Annotated in this window: 17 protein-coding genes; 2 read left to right on the top strand and 15 right to left on the bottom strand. The window is 36.5% G+C overall.

Annotated elements, in window-relative coordinates; all coding sequences use genetic code 11:
- Positions 1-122: 122 nt before the first annotated feature.
- From DPX34_RS05565 to DPX34_RS05580, 4 genes are all read right to left on the bottom strand, one after another.
- Complete coding sequence (locus DPX34_RS05565) at positions 123-3,224, bottom strand: efflux RND transporter permease subunit (RefSeq protein ID WP_111977416.1); 3,102 nt, start codon at positions 3,222-3,224, stop codon at positions 123-125.
- Positions 3,225-3,226: 2 nt separating this feature from the next.
- Positions 3,227-4,483 carry an efflux RND transporter periplasmic adaptor subunit gene (locus tag DPX34_RS05570; protein ID WP_111977417.1) on the bottom strand — a complete coding sequence of 419 codons (1,257 nt, stop codon included), beginning with the start codon at positions 4,481-4,483 and terminating at the stop codon, positions 3,227-3,229.
- Between the two features lie 2 nt (positions 4,484-4,485).
- Positions 4,486-5,910 carry a TolC family protein gene (locus DPX34_RS05575; RefSeq protein WP_111977418.1) on the bottom strand — a complete coding sequence of 475 codons (1,425 nt, stop codon included), beginning with the start codon at positions 5,908-5,910 and terminating at the stop codon, positions 4,486-4,488.
- A gap of 101 nt (positions 5,911-6,011) precedes the next feature.
- Positions 6,012-6,881 carry a type 2 periplasmic-binding domain-containing protein gene (locus tag DPX34_RS05580; RefSeq protein ID WP_157964627.1) on the bottom strand — a complete coding sequence of 290 codons (870 nt, stop codon included), beginning with the start codon at positions 6,879-6,881 and terminating at the stop codon, positions 6,012-6,014.
- A gap of 352 nt (positions 6,882-7,233) precedes the next feature.
- Between DPX34_RS05580 and DPX34_RS05585 the strand changes: the two genes are divergently transcribed.
- The gene (locus DPX34_RS05585; RefSeq protein ID WP_111977420.1) at positions 7,234-7,950 is read left to right on the top strand and encodes a 3-keto-disaccharide hydrolase; all 717 of its coding nucleotides are present in this window, start codon (positions 7,234-7,236) and stop codon (positions 7,948-7,950) included.
- Positions 7,951-8,063: 113 nt separating this feature from the next.
- On the opposite strand, the gene DPX34_RS05590 is transcribed toward DPX34_RS05585, so the two are convergent.
- Together DPX34_RS05590 and DPX34_RS05595 are read right to left on the bottom strand one after the other, a co-directional pair.
- On the bottom strand, positions 8,064-9,263 hold the full coding sequence (locus tag DPX34_RS05590) for a hexokinase family protein (RefSeq protein ID WP_111977421.1): 1,200 nt from the start codon (positions 9,261-9,263) through the stop codon (positions 8,064-8,066).
- Positions 9,264-9,279: 16 nt separating this feature from the next.
- A complete protein-coding gene (locus tag DPX34_RS05595; RefSeq protein ID WP_111977422.1) occupies positions 9,280-10,587 on the bottom strand; it encodes a sugar porter family MFS transporter in 1,308 nt (435 codons plus the stop codon).
- Positions 10,588-10,933: 346 nt separating this feature from the next.
- Here DPX34_RS05595 and DPX34_RS05600 point away from each other — a divergent pair, with 346 nt between their 5' ends.
- Positions 10,934-11,827, top strand: a complete 894-nt coding sequence (locus DPX34_RS05600; RefSeq protein WP_111977423.1) for a diguanylate cyclase — start codon at positions 10,934-10,936, stop codon at positions 11,825-11,827.
- A gap of 198 nt (positions 11,828-12,025) precedes the next feature.
- On the opposite strand, the gene DPX34_RS05605 is transcribed toward DPX34_RS05600, so the two are convergent.
- The 9 genes from DPX34_RS05605 to DPX34_RS05645 all read right to left on the bottom strand — a co-directional run bounded on the left by DPX34_RS05605 (position 12,026) and on the right by DPX34_RS05645 (position 23,508).
- Complete coding sequence (locus tag DPX34_RS05605; protein WP_269815512.1) at positions 12,026-13,453, bottom strand: phosphomannomutase; 1,428 nt, start codon at positions 13,451-13,453, stop codon at positions 12,026-12,028.
- Positions 13,454-13,823: 370 nt separating this feature from the next.
- Entirely contained in the window at positions 13,824-15,233 is a 1,410-nt protein-coding gene (locus DPX34_RS05610) for a mannose-1-phosphate guanylyltransferase/mannose-6-phosphate isomerase (protein WP_111977424.1), read from the bottom strand.
- A 205-nt stretch (positions 15,234-15,438) separates the two neighbouring features.
- A complete protein-coding gene (locus tag DPX34_RS05615; protein ID WP_111977425.1) occupies positions 15,439-16,155 on the bottom strand; it encodes a VpsP family polysaccharide biosynthesis protein in 717 nt (238 codons plus the stop codon).
- Positions 16,152-16,898: a tyrosine-protein phosphatase gene (locus tag DPX34_RS05620; protein WP_111977426.1), complete on the bottom strand. Its 747-nt coding sequence runs from the start codon at positions 16,896-16,898 to the stop codon at positions 16,152-16,154. Before DPX34_RS05620 ends, DPX34_RS05615 begins: the two co-directional genes overlap by 4 nt.
- A gap of 8 nt (positions 16,899-16,906) precedes the next feature.
- Positions 16,907-19,108 carry a GumC family protein gene (locus tag DPX34_RS05625; protein ID WP_111977427.1) on the bottom strand — a complete coding sequence of 734 codons (2,202 nt, stop codon included), beginning with the start codon at positions 19,106-19,108 and terminating at the stop codon, positions 16,907-16,909.
- Positions 19,109-19,153: 45 nt separating this feature from the next.
- Positions 19,154-19,681 (bottom strand): polysaccharide biosynthesis/export family protein, encoded by a 528-nt coding sequence (locus DPX34_RS05630; protein ID WP_111977428.1) that lies wholly within the window; start codon positions 19,679-19,681, stop codon positions 19,154-19,156.
- A complete protein-coding gene (locus DPX34_RS05635; protein WP_111977429.1) occupies positions 19,678-20,889 on the bottom strand; it encodes an outer membrane beta-barrel protein in 1,212 nt (403 codons plus the stop codon). Before DPX34_RS05635 ends, DPX34_RS05630 begins: the two co-directional genes overlap by 4 nt.
- Before the next feature lie 168 nt (positions 20,890-21,057).
- On the bottom strand, positions 21,058-22,455 hold the full coding sequence (locus DPX34_RS05640; protein ID WP_111977493.1) for an undecaprenyl-phosphate glucose phosphotransferase: 1,398 nt from the start codon (positions 22,453-22,455) through the stop codon (positions 21,058-21,060).
- A gap of 186 nt (positions 22,456-22,641) precedes the next feature.
- Positions 22,642-23,508, bottom strand: coding sequence for a glycosyltransferase family 2 protein (locus DPX34_RS05645; RefSeq protein WP_111977430.1), 867 nt, complete (start codon positions 23,506-23,508; stop codon positions 22,642-22,644).
- Positions 23,509-23,532 lie beyond the last annotated feature (24 nt).

Here is a 23,532-nt window from a genome sequence, read left to right on the forward strand (position 1 = left end):
AACGCAAATTAATCAAATTGTTAACAATTTAATATATGCAATACCGGATAACTTCAACTATTAACGCAATTCACCTCAAAAAACCGATCTCTTTAGCCATTAAATAAAAATGTGATGCGGTATTATGAAGATGCTTGCAACATTTTTAATTTTTTGTCTTGCCATTTTTGATTCCATTCGGTGATTGTCCAATATACACAAGGCACAAAAATTAACGTAACAATCGTCGCCGCAATCACCCCATAAGCAAGAGAAACCACCATCGGAATAAGAAATTTAGCTTGCACACTTTGCGCCGAAAGCATCGGCATTAAACCAATAAAGGTCGTGGCAGACGTTAAAACAATCGGTCTAAATCGAAGTTTACACGCTTTCATCACCGCATCTTTATAAGTTGCGCCTTGTTGCCTAAAACGGTTTATGGCATCCACCAGCACAAGATTATCGTTTATCACCACACCTGATGCAGCCAATATGCCTAACATTGAAAACATACCATAACTAATATCGTGAATTAGATGCCCAATTAACGCCCCTAAAAATCCAAAAGGGATCGCGATCATAATTAATAAGGGCTGGCTGTATGATCGAAACGCAATAGCCATCAGCATATAAGCAACCATTAGCGCTAACCCTTCTAATAAAATGACCGTCTGTTTAAAATCATCTTCATCTTTACCACTATCACCGCGGCCATATAGAACTTCTGGGTGACGTTTTTTCCAATCGGGTACAAAATTTTCACGAATATCTTTAACAATCGTCTGTTTATCTGTTCCTTGATATTCACCATATATATAACCAACTAATGCACCGTTTCTACGCACAATGCGCTGAATCCCCGGCGTTATAGTGACATCAACAATCGACATTAACGGAATTTCACGTCCGTCTTTTGTCCGTATTTTTAAGTTTTGTAATGTATCGATCGATTCACGCTCTGCCCTGGAATACATGACTTTAACTCTTACATCCCCCCCAGTACGCGGTAAACGTTGAACTTCTTGACCAAAATAAGCTTGTTTAACTTGTTTTGTAATATCACGTAGGTTGATACCTAATATTTCAGCACCTGGCTTTAGGCTTATCACCATTTCTTGGCTGCCTTTGTCAAGGTTATCCCTTAATAAATGAATACCCTCGTATGTCGAAAGGTGCGCTTTAAAATCAATTAAAGCGGCTTTAAGGGCTTCAATATTTGATGAATTAATATGAAAGCCGATTTTAGGTTCCGTTGTATTTAACGTGGCTTTTAATTCTATTTCTTCTGCATCTGGGATCTCACCAATAAACATTTGCAATTTATCAGCCGCGGTTTGAATATCAATAACCCGTTTATCAAACTGAACTAACTTCATTTCACTGACAATGGTGGGTTGCCACATACGTGTATAATCATGTTCAATTAAAACACTGCCATCAAGCGACGCCACATAATCTATTAATTTTTGCTGACCTTGCCTTATTTGCGTTAAAACCTGCATCATGCGTTCTTGTGTGGCCGCGGTCGGTAAATTAACTTCTAGTTTTATTTTGTCATCTGCGATCTGGGGTACAAAAGATTGTTTTATATAGTTATTACTTAATAAATTAACACCGACCCATAGTGCACCAAAAAACAAGGCAATCACGGTGAGCTTATGTTTATAGCAAGTACGTATTAAAGGTACATAATATCGTTCATTACAATGCTCTAAGCTATGGGCTATTTTAGTTTGAATTCGTTTAAGCCGATTCGGTTTGGTATTTTTCTCATCGTCAATCGACAAATGACTCAAATGTGAAGGTAAAATAAGCAAAGCTTCAAATAATGAAAAAGCTAATGCGAGTACCACAACAACGGCAATAGCCCGAGTAAACTCAGCAGTACTCCCGGGCAAAAAAGCCATCGGGGCAAATACAACCATCGTGGTTAACACCCCAAAAATAACCGGTTTTCCGACTTGGTTAACCCCAGCTATCGCAGCACTTTCACCGTGTAAACCACTCTCATTAGCCAAATGCACACTTTCACCAATGACAATGGCATCGTCTACGACAATGCCAATTACCATCATAAAGGCAAATAACGACAACATATTGAGCGAAACATCCATTGTGGGCAGTAAAGCAAAACTCGCGGCAAATGAGGTTGCAATACCCGCCGTCACCCAGATGGCTATTTTCGGCTGTAAAAATAATAACAACATGATGAAGACTAAAATCAAACCACTGATCGCACTGTCAAATATGGTATTTAAACGGCCTTGATAGGCATCATTCCAATCAGACCAGACAGTGAGTTTAATATTATCGGGTAATTGCTTTTGTTTTTGTTCAACATATTCTTTTACGTAGTCCGACATTTTAGGTATATCCATATAATCGGTATTCATAATATCGATTAAAATCGCTGTTTCACCATCAAACGTTGACAAATAGTGGCTGTCGGCTAATCCATCCTTAACAACAGCGACATCACCCAAATATAATCGAGCACCATTCGCACTTTGTCGTATTAATATATCTTCAAATTCTTGTTGATATTCGGCGCGATTACGCACACTTAACATTAATGTACCGGCTTCATCTCGTACCGTACCCGTTGAGCCGTTAACCGAACTATTCCGAATAGCTTGGCTGACTTCATCAATCGAAATGCCATATAGCCCCATCGCTTGCTCAGTGATCTCAATCGCAACTTCTTGTCGACCTTCACCTCGTAACCAAACCGTAGAAATTAAAGGTAAAGCTGAAACTTCTTTGCGTATTTTTTGCGCGAGCTCAGCTAATTGCTCACGAGAAACATCTCCATATAATGCAATACGGATCATTTCATCTCGTCTGATTTTTTCTGTTACGACAGGCCTGTCGGCATCAGTGGGTAAGCCATTAACCGAGTTTATTTTTTCGCGAATATCATCAGCGAACTTCCGTCGATCAACACGTTCTTTGCCTGTGATCGTAATGCGAGCGCGCCCTTCTGTCGCCCGTGATAATACTTTTTTAATACCCTCTACATTTTTGATTGCGTCTTCAAAACGTAAAATAATTTGGTCTTCAATATCACGTGGGCCGGCGCCAGGCCAACGCATTGAAACTTCCATAATGGGTAACTTAACGGTAGGAAAGGGTTCTTTTTCTATTGCAAAAAAATAACTTAAAATACCAGCGACAACCAAGGTGATCATAGACAAATTTGCCGCTATCGGGTTTTTAACCCACCATGCAAAAAGGTTACCCATCGTTATGCACCCTCACCTGAATTTTTAACTTCCGGTTTTATGTTGCGTTTTTTAAATTCCGCTTTATGCTGCTCATCTGCCGGCGTTGCACTGATTATACTTTTGCTCGTTTGTTTTAATTTTTTAACCTGGATACCAGGTGTCGGCGTTGTTAAAGAAGAGGTAACAATGAGTGTTTTATTGGCTAAATCTTTAACTATCACTTTTTCGCTATCGCGAGCAATCACATTAACCGTTTGAATTTGCAACCGATCATTATCATCAACCCACCAAATTTGATTATTTTTACGTAATGCGGTTCGAGTGAGCGTAGTCGCATTTTTAATCACACGCCCCGAAATTTTGGCATTAACATATAACCCCGGAATAATTGGTTGATTCGATGCCTGTTCAGACTGACGAACCTCTGCCACAACATTAAGCGTTCGAGTCCGCCGGTCTATTGCTCCTTCTGTTCGCACAATACGGGCTTGCCAATTATAATGAACCGAACCAATATCGGCCGACAATTCAACAGGTATGCCCGAGGTATAATCAGGACTATAAAAATTAAGTGGCAAATCAATAATATTCAACTGCTCCCCATTCAACCCTAAACTGACTTCCATCACTTCATTTGCATAGAGAGTCGCCAATGTATTGTTTCGCGCCACATAATGACCCACGCTAACTTTTTCATTGCGAACAGCACCATTAAAAGGCGCTTTAATTTCAGTACGCGATAAATCTAATTTTGCTTGCGCTAATAAAGCTTGAGCTGCTTTAACCTCTGCTTTTGCATGCTCCAATTGGGGTAACCATCTGGCCAAATCATTCGCATTTTCTCGCCCTAATACCAATAACTCATGTTGAGCAATCTCGGCTTGAGCTTTTACTTTGGCAAAAGCCTGATTAGCTTGTGCCACTTTTGCCTCACGTTGAGTCACCACCAGTAAATAATCATCAGGATCAATACGCATTAAAACATCGCCGGTTTTAAATGAGCCACCCGCGACAAAATTAGGTGCAATATAAATTAAACGCCCCTCAACTCGGCTTTTCAAATCGATTTCAGCTTTTGGAACAACTTCACCTTGGCTAAAAGCAAACAACTGAGTTGTTTTTTGCTTCGATTGCTCAACAAACACTTTTACTTTTTTGGCTTTATATTGTTTTTTTTCAGCTTCTGGCTTAAAAAAGTCAAGTAATTGCAATGCGATAACAATACAGACAACAGCACTTAAGAACGGGAGCGCATTAATCAATTTAGTTTTAAACATGTTTATTTAACCTGTGGTAAGTCATTCTTGGGCAAGCCTAAAGACATCGACAACTGGATCCTGTTTTTAATCCGCGATACCTGCATTTTTATCTGATCCGCTTCAATATTATAGCGAGTGCGCTGCGCGGCTAATAATTCAAAACTACTAACAAGGCCTTGTGAATAATGTAATTCAGTTTGGGTTTCAGCCGATTTAGCTTGAACTAACGCTTGATCAAGTGAGTTATATTGCAATTGATAACTCAATTCTTTCTGCAAATTATTTTCAACCTCTTGCCACGCTTTAAGCAAAGCCGTTTTATATTGCTGTAGTGCAATATGATGCTGCGCCTGAGCTTTATCTGCAACCGCCGTGAGTTGCCCTTGATAGAATAGAGGCTGAACTAAAGACGCTGTGATCGCATGTAACCAATAATCTAAATCAAATAATTTGGGTGCATAACTGCTTTTTACATCAAAAGTATAATCGATACTCAAACTTGGCAGTTTACGTTTTTCAGTTGCTTGCCAACTGTAACCACTCGCAATCAAATTTGCTTCAGCGGCTAATATATCAGGTCGATGTAACAAGATTGAATGGGGTGTGTTAATAGCCGGTAATGTATCGAGTATCGGCAATTCGGTAGACAATAAGTCGTTAATTTTAGGGTATTCACCCATTAATACTTTTAAGTCTCGTTCTGCCATATCACGCTTTAGCCTTAACGCTTCTGATGATGCATGCAAGCGATACAAACTGGTTTGCGCATTTCGAATATCTAAACTACTCGCCAATCCATTATCTAATCGGATTAAAGACATCTCTAAACGATGTTTTAAATTTGTCTCATGTTGATTATTAAGCGTGAGTAATAACGACTGCTCAAGCCAATTTAACCAAGCCGTCAATATTTGCGCCTCAACCGATAATTCAGCCGCGGCCAAATTATAGTGTTGTGCTTGATAAGAAAACCAATCTGCTCGCGTTTCATCCGCTAATTTTGACCAAATATCGGGTTCCCACGATGCTAACAAACCAACCGTTGATAAGTTCTGAGTATGCTTATTGGTCGCACTATCGATTGTTTGATTAACACGCTGACTGGCTTTTAATCTTAAGCTGGGTAAAGCATTAGCATGAGTCGCTCGATGTTCAGCTTTAGCTTGAGTCATTCTGTGCATGGCAATTTTTAATTGTTGATTACCGTTTAACCCCTGCTCTAACATCGTTTTGGTAGTCTGGTTTAATTTTATGCCCCAGTAATCATCATCATGATGAATGGTGTTGTTAGTGGCTACAAAGGTAGAAGAAGTGGTTTGCCATTGTTCAGGTGCAGACTGAAGATGTGAGTTAGGTAAGAAACGTTCGTCTAGTTGGCTACAGCTGGTAATTAGCGCACTGGTGCAAAACAATAAAATGGGTTTATAAAAACGAAAAACTAACATAAGAATACATAATAGCGATTTAGTTAATGATACTAACAGCTATCTATATAATTAAAAAAAAATTTACCTATATTTACACAAATATATGACTGTGCGGGTATTTAGCCTTTGGTCTTATTGAGCACTTGCCAAAATACAGTATCAGCAGGAGTAATACCTGATTGCGTGAACATCTGTTTGATTAAGCCTTTTTCACGTAAAGATTTAATACCTTGGTTAAGTGCAGTATATATTTCAGCACTATTTGGCATTGATTTGCTAATAACAAAATGCCGGCTTTCATTAAATAACACTTTAACACCGGGTATGTTGATTAATTTCAGGCCTGATAATTCAAACGTTTTGTATTGATTGAATTCGCCCAAACAAAAATCACCGCGTTTTGCATAGAGCATTTTGTGCACTGAACTTTGACTGGGCGCTTTAATCACATTTTCAGTAAATTGGTTAATTACGCTCCAATCTTGATCCCAATTATTAACCGTTATGCCGATATACTGATCTATCTTTTCGATTAATTGGTTAACAGGTAAAGTTAACATTGGGTGATTTGGGGTTGTAAAAATACCTTTTTCAAGCTGATTTGAAACAAAAATAGGTTCGGTAATATAAAAGCGTTTAGTGTCGGTATCTGAACGCCAAGTTGTTTCGGCCGTTGTATGTAAATGTTCAGAGCTAGCCAAAATTAAACTACGAGAATAATTGCCCGAGATAATTAGGTTTAAATTAAATTTAAGATCTGAATGCTCAAGTGCTTTGCACAGTATAACGAGTTCAATAGCGGCTCGAGGAGAATACTCAGTACCAAAATCATTGATATCAGCACAAGATTGATCTTTTACCCAACTTTGAAAAACATCATTAACCTCTTTCGAAATACCAACATTCACATCAACTCGGTCATCACTGGCTTGCGCAACGGTTACACAGTTTAATAAAAGAACGAATATTCCAATTATTACAGCAAACATTTTCGTTATTTTAAAAAACATATCACGTCTCACATTGTTGACTATATACAATTACACACAGTTAACCATTATGTCACTATAAATACTATATGCTGCAATAAATAAATTAGCGAATAAAACTCAAAGCGATATGCCTGAAATTTTAAAGCCTAATCTGTTGAATGTACGGCTTACCCGGCTTAACCAACAAACAAGCCATCTAACCAATTATGTTAACTTATGCTTGAATGTGCTTATAAGTTAGGCATAATGGCTTGATTACATTACCAATAAAATAACATGTCCCTAACATACGTAGGGTTCAACCACATTCGAACCCATTGTTCGAATAAAGCTGGATTAAGGATGCTTTATGTTTAAATTAAAAAAACTCGCTGGCACATTATTGTTTTCACTCGCCATCGCTAATGTAGCGGGCTGCGCTAACATTGAATCAAATACCGAAAAACGTTTAGATACTGATTTAACGCTTTGGCAAAATGTATATAACGATGGCGAAGCTAAAATAGTCGATGGAGAAATACATTTAATCTCTAAAGGCAACTGGTTTTATTTAACTCAACAACCTTATACTGATTTTATTTTTGAAGCCGAAGTTAAAATGCCAAAGACAACCGAATATTCAAATTCGGGTATTATTTTTAGAGCACAAGTGGGTGAACACCCAACAAAAGGTGCATTTGCTTATGGCTATCAAGCAGAAGTTGATCCAAGCCCACGCAAATGGAGTGGTGGTTTATATGATCAAGGTACACCACGTAAATGGCTACACCCTATACACCCGAAGCGCTCTGCACCCGATGCTGACTTTAAACAGAATTTATCACCTGAATGGAACGATGAAAAAGCAAACGCGTATAAACACTTAGAATGGAATAAATATAAAATTCAAGCTAAAGGATCCGACATAAAAATTTGGGTTAATGGCATTCTAACTACGCATGTTATTGATACAAAAGCGAAATCCGGTTTTATTGGTATTCAGCATCACGGCAGTCAAGCGTTTAAACAAAAGCAAGATCGTAGCAACCTGGTAAGATTTCGTAATATCGTGATCACCGAGCTTTAAAACCGATCTTTAAAACCGATCTTAAATTAGCTAAAGCGGAACCACTCAATTGAGTTCCGCTTTAATTCATAACCTATAATGACAAATCTTAACCATTCTCACATGAACCGGAATTAATCTGCTTCTAGCGGTAAAAAAGCATGTGCTAAACCAATCATATTGGCATTTTCTACCTTAACAATTTCAACCTTTATATCATACTGCATAACTTGTAGCAGGTTATCGATGGTTGTTTCTACTAACTTTTTATAACTTAACGTAGCCGGTGTTGAACTCCAAAATAATGCACCTTCAGCAACAATCTTAACTTGGTCAACGGCTTGTGTTTCGTGGAGTTTAAGACAAGTCGCCGTTAATGCCATACCGGTAAATAAAGCTGAACGCTTATATAACTGCACAGCCAGTTGATGATATTGATGAGCGTCATCAAAACGTGACATTATTTCGACTAACGCTTTAGCGCCTGCTTGTGGATTAATCCCTGACTCGGGATAAACCAAAGCAAAAACCCGACTTAAATATAAGCTCCCAGCCACTTTTTCCAGTAATTGTTGATTCGGTTGTTCAGATTGCTGATCAATTTTTCGATCATATTTGGTCAAAAAATCAGGTTTAAAATTACCACATTCAAAATTGACAGGCATTAAAGACGACTGAGCATCCGAAATTTTAGTGATCGCTTTAGTCGCTACTAATGCTGAAATATTAAAGCCAGTGCCCGCTATCAAGCCAATATAACCTTCATGTTTATTGGCTGTGCACCCAGCAAGTAAACTCGCAACGGTATCATTTATCACTTGAACGGCATTAATTTCAATTTGATATTCGTCTCTTAAACAAGCAACTAAATCATGAGTAACGCTACATTGCTCAGTATCATTAACATATATACCTTTAGTCCAACGAGATAAAATAGCATCACCACTGGGTAAGCTTTCACACGGATATGAAAAGCAAAAACCGAGTGGTATAGCCGCATCAATACTCACTTTAGCGATAATATTGGCAATAGCGGCTAAATATTGTTTTTTACTAAATTCAGTTCCGCGTTGCCAAGGCATTTCGTATTCAAATACATCGGTCATTAATTCAACACGACCTTCTTCAATGAACGCTCTCGCCGCTCTTAAATTAGAGCCGCCTAAATCAACAACATAAATTTGTCCAGAATAGGCTTCGTTATTAAATCCAAGATAAGTGGGCAAACATTGAATATCTTGTGCTTTCTGAGTAAAGCCATCATCCAAATCGTTTGAAAAATGCTTAACCATTGAAACAAGTTGATCGGTTGTTAAATTAAATTCAGCAATCATTTTAAACCTTATTAAATTATTGACTCGAAACGCTTTCTAAATCGAGACCTTTCGTTTCAGGCATTAGCCATATTACATAAATTAATTGCAATATCATCATGCCAGCAAAAAAACTAAAAATCTGACTGGGTGTAAATTGTGTTAAGCACCAAGGCATGACTAACGTTAATATAGCCGCCATCACCCAATGTGTACCGCAGCCAAGCGCTTGACCTTTTGTGCGAACAACATTAGGGAAAATTTCGGCGATAAAGACCCAAATAACGGCACCTTGTCCAATGGCATGAGACGCAATAAAGGCAAAAACAAAAAATACCACAACTAATCCACCGGCATTAGTCATAAATGCCCAAGCAACAACAGATAATGAAATAATGTAACCAATAGAACCCAATAACATTAATTTCTTGCGTCCCACTTTGTCGATTAAATATAACCCAACTAACGTAAAGAAAAGGTTAACTAAGCCAATACCCGCTGTTGATAATAGCGCAAGACTACTTTCTAACCCCGCTAACTCAAAAACACGAGGTGAGAAATAGATAATAAAATTAATGCCCGATGCTTGATTAAAAAAGGCCAATAGAAAGACCAATACCATCGGTAATATAAATTCTTTTGAAAATAACTTATGATTAGAAACGTGTTTAGCATTCGCTTTAATTGAGGCAATGGTTGCATCAACATCAGCTCGATTCGGATATAATTGATGTAACACGTTTCGAGCCGCGTCTTCATCATTTTTAAATACCATCAACCAACGAGGGCTTTCAGGTATGGCTTTTAACAGCCCTAAAAAGACAATGGCAGGTATAATTTCTACCCCCAACATCCATCGCCAATCTTGCTCGCCAACACCGGATATAAAATAATTAGATAAAAACGCAATCAAAATGCCAAAAACTAATTGAAATTGATAAAGCGCGATTAAACGCCCTCGGTGTTTAGTCGGGGCAATTTCGGCTATATAAGCCGGTACGGCAATGGTTGATACGCCGACACCGAGACCGCCAATAAATCTAAAAAATGAAAACATATAAGGGTCAGTCGCCACCGCAGAGCCAAGTGCTGATATAAAATACAACAGACCAATAACAATAAGTGTCCATTTACGCCCAAATTTATCACATGGATAACTGCCCGCTAATGAACCTATGACCGTCCCCCATAAAGCCGATGACATTATAAAAGCACCATGAAACAAAGGACTCGTGTTCCATAATTGCTGTATTGGTTGATCAGCACCGGATATAACAGCCGTATCAAAACCGAATAAGAATCCAGCGATAGCAACGGTTATAGACCAAAATATAATATTGTTCATAACACTCCAAAAAAGTAACCGGTTACTTATTTAGCTTTATTTATACTAATTTGAAATAAGTAGCCTAAATTTTATAACTAACATGCAAATTCAAGTTATACGCTTTAATTATATTTTACAATAACTTAAGAATTTACCCCTCTGAATATAAAAAGCTTTAGTTATCTACAATACTTAAATAAATAGACTAGAGCTTGTTTGGCATATTACACGCCATTGTAACCGGTTACAAATAATGATTTAATAGCATCATTAATCACCAACTACTTATTAAAATTAACACGGAATATGACTAATCTACTGATTAGTTATTTAAGTTAATTAACCTATATTAACGAGGCTAATCATGAAATTTTTAACAATCCTGAGTACTCTCTCTATTTTGGTCGCTATGCTGAATACCCATGTGCAAGCCGAAACCATTAATCATGTACAAGTTAACTCAGCGCAAGACCAATATTTTGTTAACATATTAAAATTAGCTATCAAGCATTCTGGTAAAGCACATCAATATCAGTTAGAAGAATTGCCACAAACCTTAAATCAACAACAAAGCAAAATTAGATTAAATGATGGTCGTTTATCAGTTATGTGGGCAGGCACAACAGAAGATTATGAAGATTCATTAACCCCTATCAGAATACCGTTACTTAAAGGTTTACAAGGCCATCGTTTATTTATTATCCGCAAAGATGAGCAAAGTCGATTTGATCAGATTAATTCATTAGTTGAATTGCAACGCTTTAAAGCAGGACAAGGTCGATTTTGGGGCGATACGACTATTTTGCGCAATGCTGGTTTACCGGTTATCGCGCCTCTAAAAAAAGAAAGCTTGTTTCATATGGTTGATGGTGAGCGTTTTGACTATTTACCTTTAGCCGTGCATGAACCTTGGTCTGAAGTTAATAAGCGTCAAGATTTAAATTTAGCAGTTGAAAAGCGCATGTTACTTATTTACCCAATGGCGATGTACTTTTTTACGAGCCAAGAAAATACCAAACTCGCTCGAATGTTGTCTGAAGGCTTAAATAACGCGATTGAACAAGGTGAATTTGACGAGTTATTTTATAACACCGCTCACATTAAAGCCGCCTTAGCACAAGCTAATTTAAGTGAGCGCGAAGTAATTAGGATAAACAACCCTAGCCTACCAGCAAAAACACCGCTTAATCGTAAAGAATTATGGTTAGATATAAATGCTGAAAGCAACAAACAGATTTTAGCGAGCCAAACATATTAACCAACAAAACTTATTTACCAAAACAAGACTTTATAAATAACCAAGAATAAGCAGTTTATAAACTGCTTATTCTTTAACATGGCTATGTATTAGCACTTTAAATGTGATCAGGTCGAGACCCATAGAGCGTGATCATTCGAGCTGACTCAATGCAAAAATGGATCATAGCTTCAAATTATCACGACCTTGGAGCCAAAGTTAATCAACTTTAATGTTTGTTATGTTTTCCAATGCTTGTGTCACAGCATCTTTAGCTGTCGATAATTGGTCTGATTCAGCATAGCACCTTAGTTCAGGCGCATTACCAGAAGGTCTTAAATGAACTATCAAGCCATCACTTAATGTTATTCTCAACCCATCGGTTGTATCCGTTGAGCTGATTTCTACATTTGTAAAGCCAAGATCATTTAACAATGTTAATGGCGCTTCACTTGCCTTAGCGATAATTTTTTTACTGGTTGCCGTTGCAAAATTTTGTACTCTATCACTGTAGGTATAACGTGACGGTAACGCATTCACGATTGCAGAGATAGAACTATTCATCGCGGCATCTAATAACATTAATGCCGGTAATAATGCATCACGTGTAGGTAACGCACTTAATGGCTTATCATTTACTTTAACATCACTGCCTAATAAAAAGCCGCCATTGGCTTCAAAGCCAGCAATAGAAGCATATTGTTTATTTAACGGCTCAAAAGCGGCGATAACATAAGGCGAGCCGATTTTAGTTCTTTCAACAAAAGAAAAAGCATTAGAAACTTCTACCGCTGTATTACAACTAACCGGAATAGCAAGGGCTTCAATTTGTAGTTGTTTTGCACAGATCAAACCTAAGATATCACCTCGTAACCACTCACCTTTTTCATCTGAAATCAACGGTCGATCACCATCACCATCGGTAGAAAAAATAGCGTCAAAATTATACTCTTTGCTCCAATTGCGGGCTTTGGCTTTATCGGCTTCAGATACGGCTTCGGTATCAATAGGCACAAATTCATCGCTGCGTTCTAAACTAACAACTTCAGCACCTAAATCTGTAAATAATTTTGCATACAACTCACGACCCGCACTTGAGTGTTCATAAATACCAATGCGCTTACCCGCTAACCAGGGTGAATCATAAAGCGAAGTAAAACGTTCAATATAGCGTTCACATCCTCTCGGGTTAACCTCTAATTCGGCTAAATTTTCACTTGAAGAAAATTCAATATCAGTTCCAATTATGAGCTGTTCATCTGCTTTTGAAATTTCGCCATCAGGACGATAAAACTTCAAACCATTACGATCAAAAGGAATGTGGCTGCCGGTAACCATAATCGCCGGTACATTATCTTCAAGTGCAACATAAGCCAAAGCCGGTGTTGGCAATACGCCATAATAGACAACTTTTAAACCACTGTGTTGTGCTGCATACGCACAAGCTTTGGCCATGTCATAGCTACTAGGTCGATTATCAATGCCAATAATTAAAGTATCAAAATCGTAATTGGCTTTAGTCGCCTCAATAAAATTAAATGCAAACGCTGCACAAACGTCAGGTGTAAATTGTGTAACCAAACCACGGGCACCGCTGGTACCAAAGGCTACACCTGAATTATTTAGAACATCTACCGTTCTTAACATTATATATATCCAATTAAATTGCGTATGTGTAATACCAATCAATATTAATAAGTGATCTCTCAGAATGAATCCAGCGGTTTTTGAACAAGGCATCGGTGTGTAGGAATGGTTGTTCCCTTTCAAATACCGATAACGCAGGTCAAAAGCCGCTGGGGCATTCCTTTCAGGCGAGTTTTAAATGCGCTTACTCTGTGTTGCTCGAATTCAAAAGAGCACCACTATTCTTTCATTCCTGCGCCTTGATTAAGCGCATTTAAACGCTCGCTGAGTGGGCACTTATTATTACGGATTGGTATAAAAATATAAAAATATAAAAATATAAAAACAAAAAAGGGGAAATAAATTCCCCTTTTTAGAAGTAAATTAAACTTTACTTAACTCGACCGTAGCGATCTTCAAATCTAACAATGTCATCTTCACCTAAGTATGAGCCTGATTGAACTTCGATAAGTTCTAATGGCACTTTACCCGGGTTTTCTAAAGCATGAATAACCCCAACTGGAATATAAGTAGATTGATTTTCAGTCAAAAGGATATCTTTATCGCCATTTGTTACCATGGCGGTACCTGAAACAACAATCCAATGTTCAGCACGATGATGATGCATTTGAACTGATAACTTAGCACCTGGTTTTACGGTAATACGTTTAACTTGATAACGCTCGCCATTATCAAGTGAATCATAACTACCCCAAGGCCTAAACACTTCACGATGGAATTCAAATTCGCTACGTTCATCTGCTTTAAGTTGAGCAACTATTTGTTTAACTTTTTGACACTCATCTTTATGTGATACAAGCACCGCATCTTTTGTATTAACAATGACCAAATCTTCAACACCAACCGTGGTAACTAATTTTTCACCAGCCACAACCAAGGTGTTTTTAGTATCAACAGATTTAACATCGCCAATAAAAGCATTCCCATCAGCATCTTGTTCTTTTACATCATGCAACGCAGCAAAACCACCCACATCACTCCACCCTGCATCAAGTGGAATAACAACGGCATCTTGAGTTTTTTCCATTACCGCATAGTCAATAGAATCATCAGGACAAGCTTTAAAAGCATCTTCATTGACACGAACAAAATCTAAATCAGGGTGTTCTTCGCCCATAGCCAATTCACAAGCAGCATAAATATCAGGTCTATGTAATTTAAGTTCATCTATGTAACGGCTTGCTTTAAACATAAACATCCCACTATTCCAATAATATAAACCTGAATCTAAATACTCTTGTGCTGTCGTCGCATCTGGTTTTTCAACAAATTTTTGAACTTTAAATTGCTCTGCGCCTATTTCGTCACCACGACAAATATAACCATAACCCGTTTCAGCATGAGTTGGTACAATACCAAATGTCACTAACTTACCTTCATTGGCAAGCGGTATGGCATTTTGTACAACTTGGCAGAAAACGTCAGCTTGTTTGATTTCATGATCAGCAGCTAAAACTAATAATATCGGGTCTTGATTAGCTTTTAGTGCGCGAATAGCGGCAAGTGCAATAGCAGGAGCGGTATTACGACCTACTGGCTCTAATATTAAACTTGCATCGTTAATGCCTAATTTACGAATTTGCTCAGCTGCAATAAAACGATGGTCTTCATTACAAATAAGTGTTGGAGCCGACGTTTTAAGTGAGCTTAATCTTAAAATAGTTTCTTGCAACATACTATTTTCAGACGTTAGTGGAATAAATTGCTTAGGATACTTAGAGCGAGATAAAGGCCATAAACGAGTACCAGACCCGCCAGCCATAATTACAGGTAAAATCACAACGATCCCTATTTAGTTAAGTCAAAAAAATTGTGCATATAATAAAGTAAAACGTAATTATCTTAAAGCATAAGCATAAGCATAAATATAAATATAAATGAGCAATTAGAGGCATAGAGTTTATAGCCAGAAAATCACATGGGCAACATCTATCAAATAATCATTCATAAAAATGCTACCGAATATCGGTTATAAATCCTTATAATTACTTAGCATTATTTGATGATAAATATTGTTTGCAGCTACTATTATGTGCAATTGAGTTTATTTTATTTAATTTAGCAATGGCACACACAATTTTTTGCTTACCAATTGTGCGTGAATAACTGAGTAGTTTAAATCTAATTTGGTTATTGTTAAGCGTTCGTTTGATATGTTCTAACCCCGTATTTCTAAATTTTTTAGGTAAAATAGACCAATATAATAATTGCGTTTTGGCAATGTTATAATTGACATCAGGATTATAAGGGCCAGTACTCTCTGAACGATTTATATAATGAAAAAAAGTGTCATCAAACTCTTCTAAATTGACCTTGACCATTGCCATGGCAATCCAAGTATTAGGCCACATGGGTCGAGAATCACTTGATCTTAAATATAATTCCATCGCTTTATCTAACGAAGCGCTATATTGTGTTTTATCGCCATAATGATGAAAAGCATGCCATTCGAATATCTTGGCTGCAGCGTCTAAATATTGCGGATTATGCCCATGCCAAACAAGCATTGAATCAACAGCAGATTGCGCATCTTCTAGCTCATCACTATAAACTTGATTAGCGGTTTGCCAACGTTCTAAATATGCATCTACTTTTAAATAATAAAGGTTAGCAACACCATACTTAAAAGCCAAAACAAGCACAATTAAAGCAAAAAATAAGATTAAACTTTTGACGATATATTTTTCGAAAAATAGTTTCATGCAAAACTACTCTTTTTAAAACAGACATTAGACATTAAGATTTCAAGTGGTAAATCATTAAACATATAATTTGCTTTTTCATCACCTAATTCGGCATGCACTAATTCAAAAGCTTGACGCATTTTAGGAGCTCGTTTAGATAAATTATGCATATCAGAAGCAACAACAACTGTCGAATTAGATTCTAAATAACGCCAAGCAAGGTTAGACGCACGCTCACCAAAGTCACCCAGTAAAGAACCGGCTGTAATTTGAAATAAGCAATTTCGTCTAATAAAAGGCGACATAATTTCAGGCAAGCTCCAAGCATCGCGGTTACGCTCAGGGTGGGCGATCAAAGGTAGAATATTACGAGCCATTAACCAGTCAACTAATTTTTCACTACCTGGTGGAACATGGCTGTGGGGAAATTCGAGTAATAATACATTTTTGCCCTGATATTTACCCACAAAAGGAAGCTGTTCAGAAACAGCTAATTGTAAAATTTCAGGGCAAATTCTAACTTCAGCAGCATAGGCTAATTTGATCTGTAATTTTTCTAAATCAATTGCTTGTTGTACTTGCTCAAAAGCCGTTTGAATAATGCGCAGATCATTATCAAAAGTACCAATATTAATATGTGGTGTTGCCAAAACATGAGTCACACCTTGTGATTCAGATTCATAAAGCATCGCCAAAGCATCATCTATATTTCGGGCACCATCATCAATACTCGGTAATATATGAGAATGAAGATCGATCATAAATTATATTAGGCCTTTTTTTGAGTTGGCTCTTCGCTATAACCGTAATAATCGTAATAACCTTGGTAACCGTAATCTTGGCCTTTTTTGATATTCACTTGATTTAAAACAATTCCATCTATTTTAGCTTCAACCTCTAATAACCGGCCGATACCTTGCTTAGCTAAAGCTTGTTTAGTGCTATCTGCTTTTATTACATAAAGCATAGAATCTGATAATTTAGACACAACAAGTGCATCACTTACGGCTTGTGTTGGTGCTGTATCAATTATAATACGGTCATATTGATTTTTAAGTTGTTCCAACAAAGCTGCGAATTTATCAGAAGATAATAACTCTAAAGGATTAGGCGGAATGTGCCCAGCAGGTAAAAAGTTTAACCCCGACTTAGCATCTTTCAAAATACACTTATCTAGCGGCTCACTACCCGATATAATATTAGACAACCCAGCTTGGTAAGGCGGCAGCGAAAACAAACGATTAAAACTCGGCTTACGCATATCCGCTTCAATTAATAAGGTATTTTCCATTTGCGACATAGCAAAAGCTAAATTAGTCGCCGTTGTCGTTTTACCCTCACCTGGCACAGAAGATGTTACCGCAACGATTTTATGTTCAGAATCAAGGTGCGATAAAACAAAGCCGGTTCTAAGCGTTCTAACTGATTCAGCAAATTGCTTATGCTCGTCATCATAATAAACATGAGGTTTTAACGTTTCATTTTTCTTATGGGGTAATAAAGGTAATAAACCTAAAAAACGTTGACCTAATTTATTTTCGATTTCAGCAGCGGTTCTAAAACTATCATTCAAAGCTTCTAACACCAACACCATAACAATAGCGAGTCCTAAACTAGCAACAAAAGCAAGAGCGACAATTAGTGATTTTTTAGGTTTAATCGGATTAGTAGGAACCTCTGCACGGTCAATAATACGGGCTTGCTGACCGTCAAAATCAGTGGCTATATCCGTTTCTTTAAACCGTGATAAAAAAGTATTATATAAATTACGGTTACTTTCAACTTCACGTTTTAATTTTAAATATTCGGCTTCTTTACCGCTAACAATTTGATATTGACTTTTCGCAACATCAAGTTGTTCTTCTAACCTTCTTTCACTTTCTTTAGCAGCTTCAAGTTCATTTTTAATACCATTAACTAATTTCAAAATTTGATTTTTCAAATTCAATCTAACAGTTGCTAATTCTGCCGTTGCTGAAATCATTTTAGGATGCTTAGGGCCATAACGTTGCGCTAACTCAGATGCTTTTTTTTCCGCTTCGATTTCAGCTCTTTTAATTTCACGAATAACAGGATGGCTACTAATTTCAGTTAAACTCGACAAATCATCGATATTTAATTCGGTGTTATTGTTGTTAACCAGCAAATAGATACTTTCAGTTTGAACTCGGCGTTTACGTGCATCCCGATAATTTTGCAGTAAATCTTCAACTTCATCAGCAACAATACTACCTACACCCTCAATATCTATTAGGTTTTCTTTTTTTCTAAAAGCTTGTAATTTAGATTCAGACAGATCAAGTTTATCTCGTAATTGCTCAAGTCTGTTACCTAACCAACCAACAGCCTTTTTTGTAACCGATAATTTAGCGTCGAGCTGTTGCTCAATGTAAACATCGCCCACTATATTTGCAACGCTAGCCGCCAACACGGGATCTTGAGCATCAAAACTGATGTTTACTAATTGCGTTTTTCTAACGGGAGATATAGTTAGATTCTTTTGAAATGCAGAGACTAATTGGACTTTTATCGCGCGTTCATTGGCATCATCATTAATTTTAACTTTTTCCGGTTTAGGCAAAAAGCTTCTAATTAACGACTTTACATCCAGCAATTTATTTTTAGGTTGAGCTTGATATTCCGCTTGTTGCGATAAATTAACTCTATCAACAGAATCTTCAGCAACTGAACGAGATTTTAATATTTCATATTGAGTGAGAAAATATTCTTTTCTGCTGGTATCTAATGTGTAAACGTCATCAATCGATACCGCTTTATCTTGCTCTGCTTTTATTAATATTGAAGCGGTGGCTCGATAAACAGGCTTCATGCCAGCAACCAATACAGCCACAAGTAAAGTCGTGAAAAAAGCAAAGCCGATAATTTTAAATTTATATTTTAAAATTACTTTCCAATAAGCAAGTAAATCAATAACCTCTTCGTTTTTATTTAAATTATTTTCTAACTGCATTGTTAACTTCTTAATTGAATAGGTTTATTGTATAAAACTGAAAATTTAGAAAAAGCTTTGCTTTATCGTTATCGTATCACCAGGAGATAGTGATTGTGTCAAAGTCACTTTACGAGTAACGGTTTCACCACCATTGTCTTTTTTGATAAATATTTTATCTTCCGATGCACGCTCAGTAAATCCACCAGCTAAAGCAACAGCTTGATCAATATTTAGTCCCGGTTGAAATGCGTATGCGCCAGGTTTTTTAACTTCACCATGAATATAAAATGGACGATATTCAACAATTGATACCTGAACAGATGGCTTTATTAAATAATCACCTTTTAATCCATTAGTGATAATGCTTTGCACTTGCCTTGTCGTTTTACCATTTACCTGCACATCCCCCAAAAATGGGAAATTGATTTCACCATCATCTGCAATAGTCAATGCTACAGTTAAATCAGGTTCGTCATAAACCACGACTTGTATAGTATCACCAATACCAAGCGTATAATCCGTATTAATAGCATCATTAGATAATACAATAAATGACACTAAGCTAAGTACACCAAAAATGAATTTACTCATAAACCAACCGAAAACATTAATTTAACTGCGTTTTTATCAAACGAGATATTGTCGGCAGTCGAATTTTTATCCATATACTCATAACCAAGGCTAACATTAAACCAACGCGTTAAGCTATATGATAAACTAGAAGAAAACCAAGCCATATCATCCTGACGATCAGTATTTCCAACATATTCTTCATCTGTTAAAAACACACTTAAATCCATAACTATTTTTTCTGACCAAGCATGATTCCAACCTAAAAACAGTGAAGATTCTTTAATATAATCGCCATCGGTAGTTGGATCTTTTGAAGATCGTCCAAGCATAAAATTAACAGTAGAATAACTTAAAGGTTGCCAAGCAAACCCAACATCAATAGCTGTTCCGCTAAAATCAGCACGCTCTGAATTATCAAAGCTTTTACTTTGATAACCAATCTTAGCTTTACCCGTTGTTTTGGCTAGACCTTCCCATTTTAAACCAACCAAAAAACGGTTATCTTTACTGTCACGACTAATGCCACTACTGCCTAAAACTGGGTATTCAATATCAGTTGTGTTCGCATCAAAAGTCAAAGACGTCACATCACCCAAATCATATTCAAAATTCAAACCTATTTTATTAGTGTTATTATTTCGTGACTCTGATAAATCTAAATAGTTAGTATACTTTTTTGATTTGACGGCAAACTCAGTACCTATTCGAGCTTGAGAAGATAAAGCCCCATATTGGTAAGAAAAGCTGGCTAAAGATTGGTTGTATTCTATTGGTGTTAAAACAGCATTCGGGTTTTGTTCAGTTAAATCAGTACCGCGATCTTCATGTAATTTATTAAAACTCAAATTAACATCTAATCGATTTTTAGCATTCGGCTCATAATGCATTGAGCCTAGCAAAGTATGATCGAGATAATTATCGTCTGAATTCTTTTCAACTATGCCAGAAGTGGCTGAATAACTAAGGCTAAAATTATTAACGCCATCTTCAGCCCCCAGTAAAAAATTAGGATTTAAAGTAAAAATAGAAGATGAAGTTTTGTCTGCCGATTCATTATATATATTATCGTTTTGGTGCAGCCCCAAAGTAACAGTCGGTGTTAATTTTATTGAATCGGTTAATTCAACATCCGCAGGTTCAAAGCTATCCGCCATAACACTATGGCAAATTAAACAGCTTGAAAGGGTAATGAGTTTAATTTTTGTTGAGCAAGAAAATAAATGCATAATATTGTGTCCAATAATCCATTAAGTTGATGTTTTATTATTTAAACTAAAAATAATAAAAACGGTCACAAAGTTATTATCTTTATATTTAAGGTAAAAATCTATTAAAAAAAAATGATTATGTCTTGTAAACTTCAAACAAAACAGATATTTAACAAAAAAAAAACACTAATATACATTCTTACCTACAAAACCTTTAAAAACGGTTAAAAAGATAATCTTTATATCAAAAAATATTGACCAACGGCGAATATATTCTAAATCAAACTCGATGCGTTTTTCCATTTTATCTAACGTGTCCGTTTCACCGCGCCAGCCATTGATTTGTGCCCAGCCTGTAATGCCCGGCTTAACTTTATGGCGTAACATATAAAAATCAACTAACTTTCGATATTCTTCATTGTGCGCGACAGCATGTGGGCGCGGGCCAACAATCGACATTTTACCTTGTAATACATTAACAAACTGCGGTAATTCATCGAGCGATGACCTTCTTAAAAATGCACCTAACTTAGTTATTCTAGGATCATCTTTAATTGCTTGTTTAACAACCGCGCCATTATCCATCACTTTCATTGATCTAAATTTATAAACTTTAATTTCACGACCATCAATTCCATATCGTTTTTGTTTAAACAAAATAGGACCTTTAGAATCAAGTTTAATTAAAATAGCAATTATCATCATAGGGATGGCAATCAAAGATAAAATAAGAAGGGAACCAATCACATCTTCAATACGTTTTAGAGCATAAGCGGGGCCGCTTAAGGGGGATTCATAAACACTCAATGTTTGCATCTCGCCAACATGAGATAAACTTGAATTAATTAAATTAAACATGAAAAAATCAGGCACCACATGCACATCAACAGTAGTATCGCCTAACAGACGTAAAATTTCAGCAATCCGTTTTTGTGCCGCTAAAGGCAAGGCAATATATACGGCATCAAATTCGCCATTTTTAGCGCGTTGAACCCCCTCTTCTACACTGCCTTTTAAAAATTCTAAATAAGTAGCAGGCAGTCTGGCATTTTGTCTATCATCAAAAAAACCAACTAACCTAAACCCGGTTTCAGGGTGCTCAAAAATTTGCTCGGCTAAATTTGTTCCTGCACTTGTCACACCTAAAATTGCGACTGTTTTTGTATTTTTACCATTTTTTCTTAGGTTAAACAGTATAGCTCTGAAGACCATGCGCCACCCAACTAAAGCCAATGACGATAATACAAACCAAGAGCCAATAACAATACGAGAAAGATCTTCACCTGATTTACTAAAAAAGATGAACATTGATACGCAAAAGCAGGCAACAAACCAACTAATTAAGGTATATAAAGCTAAACGAGAAGCAAAGCCACTGCGCCAAGAGCGGTATAATCGCAAGCTTTCAGCAGCTAAAAAGAAGAAAGTCGACCCAATTAAACTTAAAACAAAATAATCATTATTTAAAACAACGCTATATGTTATTGCGCACAAAACTAAAAAGAATTGAATTAATAAAAAATCGACAAAACGATATATTACCGAAAATTGATTAATATTGTTTTTTACGAACCCGTTTGCCATAAAGTTACTTTTGATATCCATCGTTATATTATCATGATATATAGTTTATCCATGTTCAGCTAGCGAATGTATGAATTTTTGCAATTTTAAGTCACCTAATAAAGTTAGGATGAACAATGCTAACTATTTTGAATAGCACCATACTGCTATTTAAAGTAAAACTATTTATCGCTGTATAGTTTGTATTTACATTATTTTATTCTTTATTTTATTGACTAATACAATAAGAGTTGAGTTAACCCCAGCTATAGAAATGGACGTTAATACCCACTTTATTTTATTCTTTTTCTGAAAAATAAAAGATAAGATTTGAGCTGATACCCTCTGCTTAAAAGCCTTCTCTCCCATCCATTTTCTGTGTTTATATGCGGATTTAAGTCTCGGATATACATCCTCTACTTTTAATCTTTTGGCTTTGGTTGTGATCCCCTCATGACTGCCTATTCGATATAGAAATAGCGGAGTTGCATCAAAAAGAACTTTACCTATCAAACATAACCTTATTAGCATATCCCAATCTTGACCACACGGTAACTCCTCATCAAATAATGTCTTTAACAAAACTTCCCGTTTAACAATAAACCCACTTGTACCGCAATAAGAATTAGTAACCTTTAATTTCTCTAGCTCAACGACAGTACCATTTGGCATAGAGTCTCTATCACGACCATCATTAAGGAACTTATAAGAGCACGTTGCACCAATGGCATCTTGCACAGAGTTAAGACTTAACAGCTGTAGCTCAATTTTATTGGGAAGCCATACATCATCATCGTCTAAAAAAGCAATCCACTCTCCATTTGCATGATTAATTCCAACATTACGGGAATGGTTCGCACCTAGATTTTCTTCAGACTTAAGATAACGAATATTACTATTAGGAAATTCATCTATAATTTTTTTTAATGGTGTTGGACTACAATCATCAACGACTATGATTTCAAAGATTTCTATTGATTGATTGATAACACTATTTAAACTTTCAAGTAGATGGTCAGGTCGATTATATGCAGTAATAACTACACTTACTGGTTGGGTATTAGTATCCATCATGGCTTTTCTCTTTAAAGATTAAAA

It is taken from the genome of Algibacillus agarilyticus, from assembly GCF_003286125.1.
GTDB lineage: Bacteria > Pseudomonadota > Gammaproteobacteria > Enterobacterales > Alteromonadaceae > Algibacillus > Algibacillus agarilyticus.

What these genes read in the sequence shown, in the direction of transcription:
- DPX34_RS05565 (WP_111977416.1), bottom strand. Translation starts at nt 3,224, where the DNA reads ATGGGTAACCTTTTTGCATGGTGGGTTAAAAACCCGATAGCGGCAAAT.
- DPX34_RS05570 (WP_111977417.1), bottom strand. Translation starts at nt 4,483, where the DNA reads ATGTTTAAAACTAAATTGATTAATGCGCTCCCGTTCTTAAGTGCTGTT.
- DPX34_RS05575 (WP_111977418.1), bottom strand. Translation starts at nt 5,910, where the DNA reads ATGTTAGTTTTTCGTTTTTATAAACCCATTTTATTGTTTTGCACCAGT.
- DPX34_RS05580 (WP_157964627.1), bottom strand. Translation starts at nt 6,881, where the DNA reads ATGTTTGCTGTAATAATTGGAATATTCGTTCTTTTATTAAACTGTGTA.
- DPX34_RS05585 (WP_111977420.1), top strand. Translation starts at nt 7,234, where the DNA reads ATGTTTAAATTAAAAAAACTCGCTGGCACATTATTGTTTTCACTCGCC.
- DPX34_RS05590 (WP_111977421.1), bottom strand. Translation starts at nt 9,263, where the DNA reads ATGATTGCTGAATTTAATTTAACAACCGATCAACTTGTTTCAATGGTT.
- DPX34_RS05595 (WP_111977422.1), bottom strand. Translation starts at nt 10,587, where the DNA reads ATGAACAATATTATATTTTGGTCTATAACCGTTGCTATCGCTGGATTC.
- DPX34_RS05600 (WP_111977423.1), top strand. Translation starts at nt 10,934, where the DNA reads ATGAAATTTTTAACAATCCTGAGTACTCTCTCTATTTTGGTCGCTATG.
- DPX34_RS05605 (WP_269815512.1), bottom strand. Translation starts at nt 13,453, where the DNA reads ATGTTAAGAACGGTAGATGTTCTAAATAATTCAGGTGTAGCCTTTGGT.
- DPX34_RS05615 (WP_111977425.1), bottom strand. Translation starts at nt 16,155, where the DNA reads ATGAAACTATTTTTCGAAAAATATATCGTCAAAAGTTTAATCTTATTT.
- DPX34_RS05620 (WP_111977426.1), bottom strand. Translation starts at nt 16,898, where the DNA reads ATGATCGATCTTCATTCTCATATATTACCGAGTATTGATGATGGTGCC.
- DPX34_RS05625 (WP_111977427.1), bottom strand. Translation starts at nt 19,108, where the DNA reads ATGCAGTTAGAAAATAATTTAAATAAAAACGAAGAGGTTATTGATTTA.
- DPX34_RS05630 (WP_111977428.1), bottom strand. Translation starts at nt 19,681, where the DNA reads ATGAGTAAATTCATTTTTGGTGTACTTAGCTTAGTGTCATTTATTGTA.
- DPX34_RS05635 (WP_111977429.1), bottom strand. Translation starts at nt 20,889, where the DNA reads ATGCATTTATTTTCTTGCTCAACAAAAATTAAACTCATTACCCTTTCA.
- DPX34_RS05640 (WP_111977493.1), bottom strand. Translation starts at nt 22,455, where the DNA reads ATGGCAAACGGGTTCGTAAAAAACAATATTAATCAATTTTCGGTAATA.
- DPX34_RS05645 (WP_111977430.1), bottom strand. Translation starts at nt 23,508, where the DNA reads ATGATGGATACTAATACCCAACCAGTAAGTGTAGTTATTACTGCATAT.